General features: G+C 71.1%; 12 protein-coding genes. 5 read left to right on the top strand and 7 right to left on the bottom strand.

Annotated features, from left to right (window positions below; genetic code table 11):
* Window positions 1-5 precede the first annotated feature (5 nt).
* Entirely contained in the window at window positions 6-2,330 is a 2,325-nt protein-coding gene (locus OG710_RS11420; RefSeq protein WP_330239232.1) for a molybdopterin oxidoreductase family protein, read from the bottom strand.
* A complete protein-coding gene (locus tag OG710_RS11425) occupies window positions 2,327-3,496 on the bottom strand; it encodes an MFS transporter (protein ID WP_330239233.1) in 1,170 nt (389 codons plus the stop codon). The genes OG710_RS11420 and OG710_RS11425 overlap by 4 nt, the downstream gene beginning before the upstream one ends.
* A 309-nt stretch (window positions 3,497-3,805) precedes the next feature.
* Here OG710_RS11425 and OG710_RS11430 point away from each other — a divergent pair, with 309 nt between their 5' ends.
* A complete protein-coding gene (locus tag OG710_RS11430) occupies window positions 3,806-4,561 on the top strand; it encodes a DUF6227 family protein (protein WP_330239234.1) in 756 nt (251 codons plus the stop codon).
* Between the two features lie 92 nt (window positions 4,562-4,653).
* Here the strand turns inward: OG710_RS11430 and OG710_RS11435 are convergent, their stop codons facing one another.
* A complete protein-coding gene (locus OG710_RS11435) occupies window positions 4,654-6,180 on the bottom strand; it encodes an MFS transporter (protein WP_330239235.1) in 1,527 nt (508 codons plus the stop codon).
* A 62-nt stretch (window positions 6,181-6,242) separates the two neighbouring features.
* Here OG710_RS11435 and OG710_RS11440 point away from each other — a divergent pair, with 62 nt between their 5' ends.
* The gene (locus OG710_RS11440) at window positions 6,243-7,205 is read left to right on the top strand and encodes a helix-turn-helix transcriptional regulator (RefSeq protein WP_330239236.1); all 963 of its coding nucleotides are present in this window, start codon (window positions 6,243-6,245) and stop codon (window positions 7,203-7,205) included.
* A gap of 119 nt (window positions 7,206-7,324) precedes the next feature.
* Here OG710_RS11440 and OG710_RS11445 read toward each other — a convergent pair whose 3' ends face one another.
* Window positions 7,325-8,323 (bottom strand): sigma-70 family RNA polymerase sigma factor, encoded by a 999-nt coding sequence (locus tag OG710_RS11445; RefSeq protein ID WP_330239237.1) that lies wholly within the window; start codon window positions 8,321-8,323, stop codon window positions 7,325-7,327.
* A 348-nt stretch (window positions 8,324-8,671) separates the two neighbouring features.
* Here OG710_RS11445 and OG710_RS11450 point away from each other — a divergent pair, with 348 nt between their 5' ends.
* Window positions 8,672-9,742, top strand: coding sequence for a questin oxidase family protein (locus tag OG710_RS11450; protein WP_330239238.1), 1,071 nt, complete (start codon window positions 8,672-8,674; stop codon window positions 9,740-9,742).
* 20 nt (window positions 9,743-9,762) lie between these two features.
* Here the strand turns inward: OG710_RS11450 and OG710_RS11455 are convergent, their stop codons facing one another.
* Window positions 9,763-10,545, bottom strand: coding sequence for a dioxygenase family protein (locus OG710_RS11455; RefSeq protein WP_330239239.1), 783 nt, complete (start codon window positions 10,543-10,545; stop codon window positions 9,763-9,765).
* A gap of 170 nt (window positions 10,546-10,715) precedes the next feature.
* Here OG710_RS11455 and OG710_RS11460 point away from each other — a divergent pair, with 170 nt between their 5' ends.
* Window positions 10,716-11,228, top strand: a complete 513-nt coding sequence (locus tag OG710_RS11460) for a MarR family winged helix-turn-helix transcriptional regulator (protein ID WP_330239240.1) — start codon at window positions 10,716-10,718, stop codon at window positions 11,226-11,228.
* An 82-nt stretch (window positions 11,229-11,310) separates the two neighbouring features.
* On the opposite strand, the gene OG710_RS11465 is transcribed toward OG710_RS11460, so the two are convergent.
* Both OG710_RS11465 and OG710_RS11470 read right to left on the bottom strand, forming a co-directional pair.
* A complete protein-coding gene (locus OG710_RS11465; protein ID WP_330239241.1) occupies window positions 11,311-12,867 on the bottom strand; it encodes an MFS transporter in 1,557 nt (518 codons plus the stop codon).
* Window positions 12,868-13,001: 134 nt separating this feature from the next.
* Complete coding sequence (locus OG710_RS11470; RefSeq protein ID WP_330239242.1) at window positions 13,002-13,661, bottom strand: TetR/AcrR family transcriptional regulator; 660 nt, start codon at window positions 13,659-13,661, stop codon at window positions 13,002-13,004.
* 311 nt (window positions 13,662-13,972) lie between these two features.
* Here OG710_RS11470 and OG710_RS11475 point away from each other — a divergent pair, with 311 nt between their 5' ends.
* Complete coding sequence (locus tag OG710_RS11475; RefSeq protein WP_330239243.1) at window positions 13,973-15,253, top strand: M6 family metalloprotease domain-containing protein; 1,281 nt, start codon at window positions 13,973-13,975, stop codon at window positions 15,251-15,253.
* The last annotated feature ends 60 nt before the right edge of the window (window positions 15,254-15,313 follow it).

The raw sequence follows: 15,313 nt of genomic DNA on the forward strand, positions 1-15,313 counted from the left end.
GGGCATCAGCTCCTCTCCGAGGTGCCGCGGCCCTGCGGGGAGGTGGGCGGCAGCGGGTCGGTGCGGGAGACCTGGGTCTCCGGGTAGGCGACGTGGCCGGGGGCCACCGGGGGCGCGGGCACCTCGTCGATCCGCTCGGCGTGCTCGATGCGGCAGGCGCACACCTTGTACTCGGGGATCTTGGAGCGGGGGTCGAGGGCGTCGATGGTGAGCGCGTTGGCGGCGGTGGGGACCGGCCAGTGGTAGGGGATGAAGACGGTGTCGGGGCGGATCGCCTCGGTGACCAGGGCGGGGAAGACCTCGCTGCCGCGCCGGGTGACGACGCGGACCGGTTCGCCGTTGCGGAAGCCGTGCGAGGGGTGGACCTCGGCCCAGGGGCGGGGGGTCTGTTCGACGAGGGCGCCCAGGCGGCGGGTCTGGTTGCCGGAGAGGAAGTGGGCGACGGTGCGGCCGGTGGTGAGCGTCATGGGGTGCTCGTCGTCGTACGGGTCCATCGGCGGGTGCCACTCCACGACCTGGAGGTGGATCTTGCCGTCCGGGTGGTAGGTCTTGCCGTCCTCGAAGAGGCGGGGGGTGCCGGGGTGGTCGGTGGAGGGGCAGGGCCAGGCGATGCCGCCGGTCTCCTCCAGCCGTTCGTAGGTGATGCCGTAGTAGTCGTTGACGGTGCCGGCGGAGGCGATCCGCAGTTCGTCGAAGACCTCGCGCGAGCTGGTGAAGGCGAATTTGTCGCCGGCGCCGAGGCGGCGGGCGAGTTCGCACATGACCCAGGTGTCGGTGCGGACGCCGGGCGGCGGTTCCTGCGCCTTGTTGTGCTTGACCACGCGGGCTTCGGCGTTGGCCATGACGCCGTCGTCCTCGGCCCAGCTGGTGACGGGGAAGACGACGTGTGCGTTGGCGGCGGTCTCGGAGAGGAAGAAGTCGAATTGGGCGTGGAACTCGGTGGCGTCGTAGCCCTCCTTGACGACCCGGTAGTTCGGCAGGGAGACGAAGGGGTTGTTGCAGATGCCGATCAGACCGCGGATCTCGCGGCGCTGCATCTGCCAGACCATTTCCATCATCGAGGTCCCGGCGGGCGGGAGTTCGGACTCCTCGATGCCCCAGATCTCGCAGATCTGCCGGCGGTGCTCCTCGTTGTTGATGGAGCGCCCGCCGGGAAGGAGGTCGGACTTCTGGCCGTGCTCGCGGCCGCCCTGCCCGTTGCCCTGGCCGGTGATGGTGCCGTAGCCGGCGCCGGGCTTGCCGATGTTGCCGGTGGCGGTGCAGAGGTTGATCACGGTGAGGCAGTTCTCGACGCCCTGCGAGTGGTGCTCGATGCCGCGGGCGTGCCAGGCCATGGCCTTGGGGGCGCGGCCGAAGGCGCGGGCCACCTGGACGATCTGTTCGGCGGGGATGCCGCAGATCTCGGCGGCGCGGGACGGCGGGTATTCGGCGGCCTTGGCCCTGACCTCCTCCCAGCCGGTGGCGTGGGCGGCGAGGTAGGCCTCGTCGGTGAGGCCCTCCTCGACGACGACGTTCAGCACGGAGTTGAAGAACGCCGAGTCGGTGCCGGGTTTGAGGGCGACGTGGATGTCGGCGGTCCGGGCGACGGCGGTCTCGCGCGGGTCGATGACGATGAGGGTGGCGCCCCGGTCCCGCGCGCCCCACACGTACTGGGTCATCACGGGGAAGCACTCGCCGACGTTGGAGCCGGCGATGAGCAGGCAGTCGGTGAGGAGGATGTCGGAGAAGGGGTTGCCGGCCCGGTCGATGTTGAAGGCGAGCTTGTTGGCGCCGGCCGCGCTGACCATGCAGAGCCGGCCGTTGTAGTCGACGTGCCGGGTCTTGAGGGCGACCCGGGCGAACTTGCCGACCAGGTACGTCTTCTCGGAGAACAGGCTCGCTCCGCCGAGCAGCCCGAAGGCGTCGTTGCCGTAGGCCTGCTGGATGCGCCTGATCTCGGCGACGGTGAAGTCGAGCGCCTCGTCCCAGGAGACCTCGCGCAGGGGCTCGTCGCGGGAGCGGCGCATGAGGGGGGCGGTGAGCCGGTCGGGGTGGTTGACCTGCTGGTAGGCGTTGACGCCCTTGGGGCACAGCCGCATCCGGTTGATGTCGTGGTTGCGGGGTTCGACGCCGAAGACCTTGCCGCCCCGGTCGACGCGCAGATACATGCCGCACTGGACGCCGCAGAAGCAGCAGTGGGTGGGGACGAGCGTCTCGCCGTTCTGGTCGGCGTGCCAGCGGTCGGCGGGGATGCCGCCGGCGTCGCGGAAGGCGCGGGTGCCCGGCGGTGCGAGGGAGGGGTCGATGGGAACGACCGCGTGCGGTTCTGGCGTGCGGGAGTCCGCGGTCACTTGAAGCCCTTCTTCACCTGGGAGAGATAGGCGCTGCCTCGCAGCACCCGCTTGCAGCGCGGGCAGTATTCGGCCCACTCGTCGAAGTCGAGGCTGAGGTCGCGCATGGTGCCCCGGAGGTTGTCGACGTACGGGGTGGTGTCGATGGGTTCCTCGCAGCGGCGGCAGGCGAAGACCTCGTCGTCCTGCCGGCCGGTGTACTTGAACAGCTGCATGCCGACGGCGGCGGGGCGCTGGACGATGTGGAAGAACTTCCCGAAGGGGATGTAGATGAGGGTGAAGACCACCGAGACCATGTGGAGGATCGCCAGGAACTCGTAGCCGCCGCCGTGCAGGAAGATCGAGGAGAAGGTGAGGAGCAGCCCGGTGACCGAGATGACGATGAGCGCGATCAGCGGCACCAGGTCGTAGGCGAACCGCTGGCCCGTGACGGCCCCCCGGTCCTTCATCCGCCGCCACAGGAAGTAGGAGGCGCCGGGGATGACGAGGACGGCGGCGATGTCCAGGCCGTGGAACATCAGCCAGCCCAGGAAGTCCAGGGAGTCGAACCCGATGATCTTGAAGCCCCAGATGCGCATCTCGTAGCCGGGCCCCGAGCCGGTGCCCGAGGTGAAGGTGAACCAGCCCCAGGTCAGCGGGAAGGTGATCAGCGCGGCGAGGACGCAGCCCCAGAAGATCAGCTGGTGGGCGGCCCAGCGGGCGTGCGAGCGGGCGCCGAGGAACTTCTGGAAGCCGAGGTAGGTGGCGATCATCTTCGGCAGCGCGGTGGGCGCCCGGCGGAAGTTGTCGGCGGAGAAGAGGCTCCCCCAGCCCTTCTTGAACAGCCGCTGGGCGCCCGGTGCGGAGACCCAGACGGTGTACCGGTACGCGACGCCGAAGGCGAGGAACACGGTGGCCACGGCGTACGGCAGCAGCGCGGAGTCGAAGTGCTCCAGCAGCCGGCTGCCGAGCACGATGGCCACGACGAGGAGCAGGGAGACGATCACGCCCGCGGCGGTCGCCCGCGCGGTGACGGACCGGGGCACGAACCCTCCGGCCCGGCGGGAGCCCCCGGAGAGGCCGGTGCGTCCGGTGTCCGGCGGACCGCCGCCCCCGTCCACGGCCCCGTTGCGGACTCCGGCGGCGGGCTGCGCGGCTGCGCCTGCGGCTTCAGGTGGCTCGGTCACGCTGCCACGGTAGGTCGGTACAGGATGATTGGTCCTGTTTTGTGGGCTCAGAGGGTGAGCGCGTCGCCGCGGTGAGCGACCGGCCCGCCCGGCGCGTCAGCGCCCGGAACAGGCGCGCGGCGTGAACACGCGCCCCCGTTCACCACCACGCGCGACCGGGTCGCGACCTCGTCGTGCGCCGAACCGCGCACGGCGCGGAACCTTCCGCGCGCGCCGTGCGTTTTTCTGAACCCCGGTCCTGATGTCAGCCCAAGGGGCTACGTTATGCACGCACCAAGTCACACGCGGCGACGGCCTGGAGACAGCACTGTGAGCGATCCGTACGAGACGACCGAGCAGCACGTCGAGCGAATCCTGCGCCGGACTCTCAACTCGTTCGAGCTGTCCGACCGCACGGTGGAGCGGCTGGGCACCGCGCTGGCCCACAGCAGCTCCCTGTACTCCTCGCACCACAGCGCCACACTGCACCGCGAGACCTACCGCCACACGTATCTGCTGAGCGACGGCTCCCCGCTGACCCTGTGGGAGCTGGTGCACGGCGGTCCGCGCGGCGCCGGCCACCCCGACACCCGCCGCCACGAGCTGTACGACGACGAGGCCGACGCCCACATCGCCGCCGCCCGGCTGACGGGCAGCCCGTGGGACGTTCCGGAGTTCGGCGACGAGGAGACGGCACAGGCCGATCTGGAGCTGCTGTCCGCCCTGATGGCCGCTCCCCCGGCCCCGCACCCCCGGATGTACGCCCCGGACAACTCGGCGGACCACGCCCGCCGGGTGCTGCGCCGCGCGGAGAACGGGGACGGGCCGGGCGAGGAGACCGCCCGCCTGCTGCGCGCCGCCTTCGCCCACCACATCACCCAGGTGTTCGGCCGCCAGTTCCAGGTGGAGGGCCGCAACGCCGGGTTCACACTGTACGAGCACGCGTTCCTGCTCCTGGACGGCAGCGAGACCAGCCTGTGGGAGGTCGAGCACACGGCGACGCCGGACGGCCGCCACATGTGCGAGGTGTACGGCGACGAGGAGTCGGCGCGCTGCGCGATGGAGTCCCGTACGCGCATCTGCTGATCCGGGGCCCGGCGGGGGGCCGCGCATGCCGGTGCCCGCGTCCCCCAGGGGGGGGATGCGGGCACCGTGACTCTGCCGCGTACGCCGTCGGCTCAGTGTGTGAGCGCGGGCTCCTTGGCGGGCTCCTCCGCCTCGGCGGGCTCCGCCGCGTCCCCGCCCTCCACATGCTGCTTCGGCCTGGCCGGCAGGGCGAACATCACCACGAAGATCAGGGCCAGCACACCGGCCACCCACCACAGCGACTGCTCGAAGGCGTCGGCGAAGGCCGGGCCGATCTGCGCCGGAGTGAGCCGGTCGCCGATCGCCCCGTAGAAGACGACCGACACCAGGCCGAGGCCGAGCGCGTTGCCCATCTGCTGCACGGTGTTGAACAGACCGGAAGCGGAACCGGCGTGCTCCTTGGGCACCTCGGAGAGCACCGCGTCGGCCAGCGGGGCCACGATCAGGCCCATGCCGATGCCCATGACCACCAGGGGCAGCGCCATCTGGAGCGACGTGATCTCCATGCCATAGTGGTGGGACTCCCAGATGTAGATCAGCAGCCCGGCCGCCATCAGCAGCGCGCCCGCCTGGAGGACCTTGCGGCCGAAGCGGGGCACCAGCTTCTGCACGGAGAGGCCGGCCGCCACCGAGACGGAGACGGAGAACGGGATTCCGGTCGTGCCGGCCCGCAGCGCGCTCCAGCCGAGGCCCATCTGCATGTACAGCGTCCAGACCAGGAAGAAGATGCCGAGCCCGATGCCGAAGGTCAGCTGCACGGCGATACCGGCGGCGAAGCTCCTGACCCGGAACAGCGACAGCTCCACCAGCGGCGACCCGTCGCGGTTGCCCTTGCCGCGCTCGAACAGCACGAGGACCAGGAAGACCAGGACGCTGCCCGCCATCGACAGGTACCCCCACAGCGGCCAGCCCAGCTCACGGCCGCGCGTCAGCGGGTAGATCAGCATCAGCATGGCGAGCGTGACCAGCACGACGCCGACCAGGTCGAGGCGCAGGGCCCTCGGCGACTTGGACTCGGTGATGTACTTGGCGCCCAGGATCAGGCCGAGGATGCCGACCGGCAGGTTGATCAGGAAGATCGGACGCCATTCCAGACCGGCGATGTTCCACTCGGTGAGCAGCGCGCCCAGCAGCGGACCGGACACCGCGCCGAGACCGACGATCGCGCCGAACAGGCCGAAGACCTTGCCGCGCTCGTGGGCGGGGAAGGTGGCGTGCACGATCGACAGCACCTGCGGCACCATCAGCGCCGCTGTGGCCCCCTGGAGGAAGCGGGAGGCGACCAGCATCTCCGGGTTGGCCGCGAAGCCGCAGAGCGCCGAGGCGAGGGTGAATCCGGCTATGCCGATGAGGAAGAGCCGCTTGCGGCCGTAGATGTCGCCGAGGCGTCCGCCGGTGATGAGACCGGCCGCGAAGGCCAGGGCGTACCCGGCGACGATCCACTGGATGGAGCTGAACGAGGCGCCGGTGTCCCGTTCGATGCTGGGGATGGCGATGTTGACGATCGTGACGTCGACGAGGTCCATGAAGGCCGCGGTCATCACGATGGCCAGGGCGAACCACCGGCGGCGGTCCGAGGGAGCAGCCGCGGGCGACGGCAGTGGTGCGGTGGAAGTCATGGAAAGAACGTAAACCGTCAATAGGCCAGTTCATGACCTGATGAGCGCGCATCCTGAGTGACATGACCGATACCCCGGCACGTCTGCTGAATCTGCTGTCCCTGCTCCAGACGCCGCGCGAGTGGCCGGGCAGCGAGCTGGCCGAACGGCTCGCCGTCAGCCCGCGCACCATCCGCCGCGACATCGACCGCCTCCGCGACCTCGGCTATCCGGTGGAGGCCTCGCGCGGCTCGATCGGCGGCTACCGGCTGGTGGCGGGCGCGGCCATGCCGCCGCTGCTCCTGGACGACGAGGAGGCGGTCGCCATCGCGGTGGGGCTGCGCGCCGGTGCCGGCCACGCCATCGAGGGCGTGGACGAGGCGTCCGTACGCGCGCTGGCGAAGCTGGAGCAGGTGCTGCCGGCCCGGCTGCGCCACCGCGTCTCCGTCCTCCAGAACGCGACGGTGCCGCTGGCCCGGGGAGACGGCTCGACGATCGACCCGGAGACACTGACGGTGATGGCCTCCGCGGTCACCGGCCGGGAGCGGCTGCGGTTCGCCTACCGGGCGGGCGACGGGGCGGAGACCCGGCGACAGGTGGAGCCGTACCGGCTGGTGAGCACCGGCTGGCGCTGGTACCTGGTGGCGTACGACCTGGGGCGCGAGGCGTGGCGCACCTTCCGGGTGGACCGGGTGAGCGACCCGTTCGCGACCGGCTCGCGGTTCACGCCGAGGGAGCTGCCGGAGGGGGACGCCGCTGAGTATCTGAGCAGTTCGATGGCGCGCCGGCAGCCGGAGTTCGAGGTGGACGTGAGCTTCGCGGCGCCGCGGGAGTTCGTCGCGTCGCGGCTGCCGGGGCGGATCGGCCCGCTGGAGCCGGAGGGCGAGGACGGCTGCCGGCTGCGCGCCGTGGTGCGGGACTCGCTGGAGTGGCTGGCGCTGCGCCTGGCGCTGGTGGACTGCGAGTTCACCGCGCATCAGCCGCCGCAGCTGGTGGCGTACCTCGCGGACCTGGGCGGCCGGCTGACCCGCGCGGCCACGCCCTGAAAGAAGCGGGGGCTGGCCGCGTAAAGAAATGAGCCCCGGCGCCAGGGGGGGTGGGCGCCGGGACTCAGCTTCGGGGGGCCGGAATGAGCGGCCCGATTCGGAGGTTACTGGACTCGGGCTCAGGCCGCAGCGTCAAAGCCCGTGTCGTGAGCCATTCGCTTCAATTCGAGCAGCGCGTGCTTCTCGATCTGGCGGATGCGCTCGCGGGTGAGGCCGTGCTGCTTGCCGACCTCGGTCAGGGTCCGCTCGCGGCCGTCCTCGATGCCGTACCTCATTCGGATGATCGACGCCGTCCGGTTGTCGAGCTTGCCGATCAGCTCCTCCAGCTCCTCGCTGCGCAGCAGCGTGAGCACCGACTGCTCGGGCGAGATGGCGGAGGTGTCCTCCAGGAGGTCACCGAACTGGGTGTCGCCCTCGTCGTCCACGGACATGTTGAGGCTGACCGGGTCACGGGCCCAGTCCAGGACGTCGCCGACGCGCCCCGGCGTGGAGCCCAGCTCGGCGGCTATCTCCGCGTGCTCCGGGTCGCGGCCGTTCTCGCGGTTGAACTCGCGCTGGACCCGGCGGATGCGGCCCAGCTCCTCCACCAGGTGGACGGGGAGCCGGATGGTGCGGGACTGGTCCGCGATGGAGCGGGTGATGGCCTGGCGAATCCACCACGTGGCATACGTGGAGAACTTGAAGCCCTTGGCGTAGTCGAACTTCTCGACCGCGCGCACCAGGCCCGCGTTGCCTTCCTGGATCAGGTCGAGCAGAGGGAGCCCCGCACGCGGGTAGCGGCGGGCGACGGCGACGACGAGACGGAGGTTGGAGCGGATGAACACGTCCTTCGCGCGCTCGCCCTCGGCGACCAGCGCCTCCAGCTCCTCGCGCGAGGCACCGCCGGCCTCGCTCTCCACTTCGCCGTCGAGGATCTGGCGTGCGAACACACCGGCTTCGACCGCCTGCGAGAGGTCGACTTCCTTGGCCGCGTCGAGCAGCGGTGTACGGGCTATCTCGTCCAGGTACATGCCGACCAGGTCGCGATCGGCGATCTCTCCGCCCACGGCGCGAACACTGCTCGCCCGGTTGGTCCCGCCGGTGGCGGACGAACGACGGGCGACGGCACGGGTTGCCATGCGTGCTCCCTTGCTGAGTAGGTCGCGACACCCTCTCGGGTGCCCTGCATCCGATGGAAACAACGACTGGAATCCGGACAGAATTCCCATGCCTGGCATTCAATTTCGCGATCATGCAGTACTCTGTCCCGCCACCAGGCCGATCGCAGGGTGCACGAGTACCCCGGAAGACGCCGCTCACCGGCTCCGAGTTGCGCCCGAAGCCGCGCTGTGACGGGCGTCCCAGCCCAGGACCGGAGCTGGACCGGACCCGACCGGAGCCGGACCTGAGTCCTAGGCCCCATGCCCCGCCCACTCCGGGACCGCAGCCCGTTACCGGGCAGGCGCCGGGTGCATAGCGTCCCTGCCATGAACGAGACGACGCGCCCGACCTCATCCGAGTCCACCGCCGCCCCTGCCCCCGACGCCTCCGGCACCCTCGACGAGGCCCTGGAGCGGCTGCACTCCTTCGGCCCCGAGCGGGACGGCTGGCTGAGCAACCACGCGCCCATGGCCGTCGAAGCGCTCGTCCGCCACGGCCAGGCGCCGGGCGTGCACCGCTGGATCGACCACTACCGGGCGAAGCTGGAGGACATGCCGGACCGCTTCGCCGAGGTCACCCCGGACAACTGGCGGGAGGCCCTGGGCGACCCCCGCCGCATCGCCGACTGGGCGGTGTACTTCGAACGGGAGACCGCCGAGCGCCCCTGGCGCGACGTGCTCGCCGAGTGGTGGCCCCGGCTGCTCCCCGGCATCGCGGGCGGCGCCACGCATCCGGTGATCCGGGTCGGCCACAGCGTGCGCACCCTGCTGGCGGCCGAGGAGAGCGGTCCCCGCGTCGGGGAGCTGGCCCACGCCCTCGGCTACTGGGCCGCCCGCCACGAGCCGCTGCCCCCGCTGACCCCGCTCGCCCCCGTCCCGGACGCCGGGGACGCGCTGGCCGCCGTGGCGCGGGTGCCCGACCGGAGCGGCGGCATCCGGTCCCGGCTGGACCAGCTCACGGGGTTCCCGCAGTGGCCGGGCGCGCCCCTGAGCGATGCGCGGGAGGCGCGCGACCGGCTGGCGGAGCTGGTGCGGGCGGCGACCCACCGCTACGCGGAGTACGGGCACGGCGAGCCGATCATGCTGGTGCACGCGGCGACCGCGCCCAACGCCGTACTGCGGACGCTGCCGGCACTGCCGCCCGAGCTGTGGGCGCCGAGCGTGGCGGCCGCGTGGGCGGCGAGCGCCGCGGTGACCGCCGCCTACACACCTGCCGAAGCCGTCGCGCCGCCGGCCGGGTACGCGGCCCCGATCACGGCCGACGAGGTGTTCGCGCGGGCGGCGGCGCACGGCGACGACCACACCATCAAGTTCACGGACACCGCGCTGGACATCGGCGACGCGACGGCGCTGGCGGCCGCGCTGCGCTCGGTGGAGCTGAACCCTCCGGCGTTCTGAGCACCGGGGGGCCGTGATCGCTACCCGTACTGCACCGACCGCTTGGCGAGCCCCATCCAGAAGCCGTCGATCACGCTGCGGCCCCGGTCCAGCTCGCCCTCCGCCGCGCCGAGGGTGACGAACAGCGGGGCGAAGTGCTCGGTGCGCGGGTGGGCCAGCCGGCCCGCCGGAGACTTGTGCTCGAAGTCCAGGAGGGCGTCGATGTCCTGCGCCCGGAGCGCACGGCTCCCCCAGTCGTCGAACTCCGCCGACCAGCCGGGGGTCCCGCCGCCCGCGTGCCGCAGGGCGGCGAGGTTGTGCGTGAAGAAGCCGCTGCCGATGATCAGGACGCCCTCGTCGCGCAGCGGCGCCAGCTTGCGCCCGATGTCCATCAGCTTCTGCGGGTCGAGCGTCGGCATCGAGATCTGGAGCACCGGAACGTCGGCGTCCGGGAACATCTCGACCAGCGGTACGTAGGCTCCGTGGTCGAGGCCACGGTCCGGGATGTCCTGGACCGGCGTACCCGCGCCGCGCAGCAGCTTGCGTACGCTCTCGGCGAGGTGCGGGGCGCCGGGGGCGGCGTAACGCACCTGGTAGTAGTGGGCCGGGAAGCCCCAGAAGTCGTACACCAGCGGGGCCGTCACGGTCGCGCCGAGCGCGAGCGGAGCCTCCTCCCAGTGGGCGGACACGATGAGGATCGCGGTGGGGCGCGGCAGGTCCGCGGACCAGGCGGCCAGCTCGCCGGGCCAGACGGGGTCGTCGGCCAGGGGCGGGGCGCCGTGGGAGAGGTAGAGGGCGGGCATGCGCTCCGCGGTGATTGTCATGACACTCCCCAACTACGGCTACTCAAGGTAAGTCTTCGGCAGGAGACTCAAGGTTCGAGACTCACAGGTTCGAGCTTCGGTGTTCGACAGGGAAGATTATTGAATCTTCAAGCTCCTACCTTGAGAGACCTTAGCCTTATCTAGTTAAACTTTCAAGAAAAGGTCGTACAATGGAGTACATGACCACGGCATCAACCAGTGCGCCGCACTGGCTCACCGACGAGGAGCAATGCGTCTGGCGGGCCTACCTGCACGCCACCACGCTCCTGGAGGATCACCTCGACCGCCAGTTGCAGGCCGATGCCGGCATGCCGCACATCTACTACGGCCTGCTCGTCCAGCTCTCCCAGGCGCCGCGCCGCCAGATGCGGATGACGGAACTGGCCAAGGCCGCCAAGATCACCCGTTCGCGCCTCTCGCACGCGGTCGCGCGGCTGGAGCGGAACGGCTGGGTACGCCGTGAGGACTGCCCCTCCGACAAGCGCGGCCAGAACGCCGTTCTCACCCCGGACGGCTACGAGATGCTCCGCCGTTCGGCCCCCGGCCATGTGAAGGCCGTCCGCCAGGCGATGTTCGACCGCCTCACGCCCGACCAGGTGCGCTCACTGGGCGAGATCATGAAGGTGCTGGCGGCCGGCCTCCAGCCGGAGGGCGCGGACGCCGACCTTCCCTGGCTGCGCTGAGACATGGGCCTGCCCCGGTTCCCTCGTACGGGGAACCGGGGCAGAAACGTATCCGCGCGGGGGCGGTGCCGAGCACCGGCCGTCAGTGGGCGACGACCGGGACCCTGAACTCGTCCTCGACGCCGTCTGCGCCACCCTCCGTGCCGGCGGCAGAACCGGAACCGGAACCGCCGCTCGCCGGCGTGCCCGCTGTCGGACGGCCCGCGTTGACGAAGGTCAGCGCGATCGCGGCGGCCACCACCAGGATGCCGACCGCCCACCAGATGGCTCCGGTGAAGCCGTGCACCATCGACTGGAGCTTCAGCAGCTCCGGGTCCTTGGCGCCGAGCGCGGCGTGCGAGGTGGCGTACGCCGTGGCGGCCGAGGCGGCGATCGTGTTCAGCAGGGCCGTACCGATCGCACCGCCGACCTGCTGCGAGGTGTTGACCATCGCGGAGGCCACACCGGCGTCACGCGCCTCGACACCGTGCGTCGCCAGCGACACGGCCGGCATGAACGCCGTGCCCATGCCCAGACCCAGCAGCAGCTGGCCGGGCAGGATGACGGCGGCGTACGAGGAGTCGATGTCCAGGCGCGTCAGCAGCAGCATGCCCACGGCGGCGGTCAGGAAGCCGGGGCCCATCAGCGTACGGGCCGGAATCCGGGTCATCAGCCGGGCACCGATCTGCGTGGACCCGGTGATCATGCCCGCGATCATCGGCATGAAGGCGAAGCCGGTCTTGATCGGCGAGTAGCCCTTGACGACCTGGAGGTAGTACGTGAGGAAGAGGAACAGGCCGAACATCGCGATCACGGCCAGGCCCAGCGAGAGGTAGACGCCGCCCCGGTTGCGGTCCATCACCACGCGCAGCGGGAGCAGCGGCGAGGCGACCCTGGACTCGATCAGGACGAAGGCCAGCAGCAGGACGCCCGAGGCGACGAACGAGCCGACGGTCAGCGCGTCCGACCAGCCCGCGGACTCGGCGCGGGTGAACCCGTAGACCAGCGAGACCAGACCGAGCGCGGACAGGACCACGCCGGGAATGTCGAGCGGGGAGCGGTTGCGGCTGCCGGCCGGCTCGCGGATGACGAAGTACGCGCCCGCGGCGGCGACGATCGCGAACGGGATGTTGACGAAGAAGGTCCAGCGCCAGTTCAGCGTCTGGGTGAGGAGACCGCCGAGGATCAGACCCACGGCGCCACCGCCACCGGCGATCGCCCCGTAGATGCCGAACGCCTTGGCACGCTCCTTGGCGTCGGTGAACATCACCGCGAGCAGCGAGAGCGCGGCCGGCGCGAGCAGGGCACCGAAGACGCCCTGGAGCGCGCGGGAGCCGAACAGCATGCCCTGGTTCTGCGCGGCGCCGCCGAGCGCGGAGGCCAGCGCGAAGCCGACGAGCCCGACGACGAAGGTGCGCTTGCGGCCCCAGAGGTCGGCGATGCGTCCGCCGAAGAGCAGCAGCCCGCCGAAGGCGAGGGCGTAGGCGGTGATGACCCACTGCTTGTTGGCGTCGGTGATGCCGAGGTCGGTCTGGGCGTGCGGCAGGGCGATGTTCACGATCGTGGCGTCGAGCACGACCATCAACTGCGCGAGCGCGATGAACGCCAGCGCCTTCCAGCGACTGGGGTCCGGGAGTCGGATATCAGCTGTTTTTGACATGGGAGTAGCCACCTAGGAGCGCGCGAGGGCGCGGGAGATCGCGAACCGTGCGTGCCGCTGGTCACGGGCACGGCCGAGGGCGGGTCTGGCGGATGTGTCGCTTCGGATGTGAGGGAGGGCGGGCGCCGGTCGCGTCAGGTGCGGCGCCGCAGGTCCTCCAAGGTCGCCGCCGTTCCCGGCAGTACGGAGCGGGCCGGGGCCTCCAGTCCGTCCAGGAACAGCTGGATGTGGCGATGGGTGAAGCGGTCGATGTTCGGGCAGGCGATGCCCGGCAGCGGCCGGGTGAGCTGGGAGAGGGCGACCAGTACGTCACCGACGGCGATGTCGGTGCGCAGGCGCCCCGCGGACATGGCGCGCGCGACGAGCCCTTCGACGGCCTCTTCGAGGCGCCGGCGCTCGGCGAGCAGTTCGGGGTGGTCCTTGTCGAAGCCGCCGGACAGCATGGGGCACAGGGCGCCGATGCGTTCGTCGGCCGCGGCGTGGACGAAGCGGCTGAGCGCGGCGAAGGGGTCCGCCTCTTCGGCGGTGGCCTCCTCGGCGCGGTCGGTGGTGCGGGAGGTGACCGCGAGCACGACCTCGTGGACGAGGGCGGCGCGGTCGGGGAAGTTCCGGTAGAGGGTGGCGTTGCCGACGCCGGCGCGGCGGGCGACCTCGTCGAGCGGGACGTCGGGCCCGAACTCGACGAACATCTCGCGCGCGGCCGTCACGATCCGCTCCCGGTTGCGCAGTGCGTCGGCCCTCGGCTTGGGCGTACGCGGCTGCGCGGGGGCGGTGGCGGTACGGGCGGCGACCACGGCTGCGCTCCTTGTCTTCCGGTTCGCTGTTCTACGGCTCTCTTCCCCTGCGGCTCCGGTTCGGCGAACCAACCGGGGACCGCTTCCCCGTTTCGCGGGGACACCGATGCAAACGGGGAAACGCTCCCCGCTTATTTCCGGGGCGCTTTGTGACCTGCGTCACGCGCACTGTCGCCAGAGGAAGCCGACTCGGGCCGCCGGGGAAACCAGCCGAACGGCGCACCCAGCGAGCGCCCGGCGATCACCCGGCGGAGGCTGACGGCAGAGCGCAGCCGGGGCCGGCCGACTGCCGCGGACCGGAAGGTGCCCCGATGCAGCAGCACCGCCGCCGGATACGCAATCGCCGCCGCCCGCTCGCTCTCGGCGCCGCGACGTCCCTGGTCATCGCGGCCCTGGCGACGGCCAGCAGCACCCTGCCCCTCCAGAGCCCGATCGCGGCCGGCCCGGCCGCGACGGCCCCGCTGGCCACCGGACTCGGCCCCTGCCGGATCGCGTCGGCGATGGGCGTCCAGATGTCGGAGGGCATGCCGACCGAGCCCGGCTACGCACGCTCCACCGGCCGCGTCCGCGCGCTGAACCTGATGATCGACTTCCCGGACGCGCAGGGCACCGAGCCGGCCATGGACCGGCTGGCCGAATTCTTCCCGCAGACCACGGACTGGTTCCGGACGAGCTCGTACGGCCGGCTCACCTACATACCGGAGGCCCCGATCCGCTCGTGGCTGCGGATGCCGCTGCCCTTCGCGGACTACGGGATCGAGCGGGGCTCCCCGTACGAGCCGGGCTACCGCCACCTGGTGCAGGACATCGTGGCGGCCGCCGACCCGAAGGTGGACTTCGGCGCGTACGACCTGGTCAACATCCTGGTCACGCCGAACGCCGGGCCCTCGGCGCTGGACACGGTGCTCTCGGTGACGTTCTCGGGGAACGACGACGCCCCGCTCGCGGACGGGGTCCCGCTGTCCAACACCTCGTTCGTCTACAGCCGCCAGGACGACGGCTCCGGCTCGTACGCCCAGACCGGCTACCGGGTCCTCCCCCACGAGAACGGCCATGTCTTCGGCCTGCCCGACCTCTACACCCTGGAGGGCGGCGGCTCGGTCGGGCACTGGGACATCATGTCCGAGGACTGGGGCGCCAACAACGACCTGCTGGGCTGGCACAAGTGGAAGCTCGGCTGGCTGGACAACGACCAGGTCAGCTGCGCCGCCCGCCCCGGTACGACGGACCACGTCCTGGAACCCCTGGCCACCCGGGGCGGCCTGAAGCTGGCGTTCATCCCGCTCACCGCGGAGTCCGGCTACGCGGTGGAGGTCCGCACCCAGGCGGGCAACGACGAGGCGGTCTGCCGCCCCGGCGTCCTCATCTACAAGGTCAACTCCGACGTGGACACCGGCCAGGGCCCCATCTCGGTGACCGACAGCACCAAGGACAGCCCCGGCTGCACCCGCCTCCCCAACGTCCACGCCGAACTCTCGGACGCCGCCTACCAACCGGGCGACACCTTCACGGACCGGGCGAACGGAATAAGGATCTCGGTCCTGGAAAAGGACACCAAGGGCGACTACCGCGTCCAGGTGACCCGCTCCTGACGGGGCTGGAGCACTTCGCCGACGACCGGTCCACGCGCGGTGCCCGGACCACCGACCCGT

This window comes from Streptomyces sp. NBC_00525, from assembly GCF_036346595.1.
Classification (GTDB): domain Bacteria; phylum Actinomycetota; class Actinomycetes; order Streptomycetales; family Streptomycetaceae; genus Streptomyces.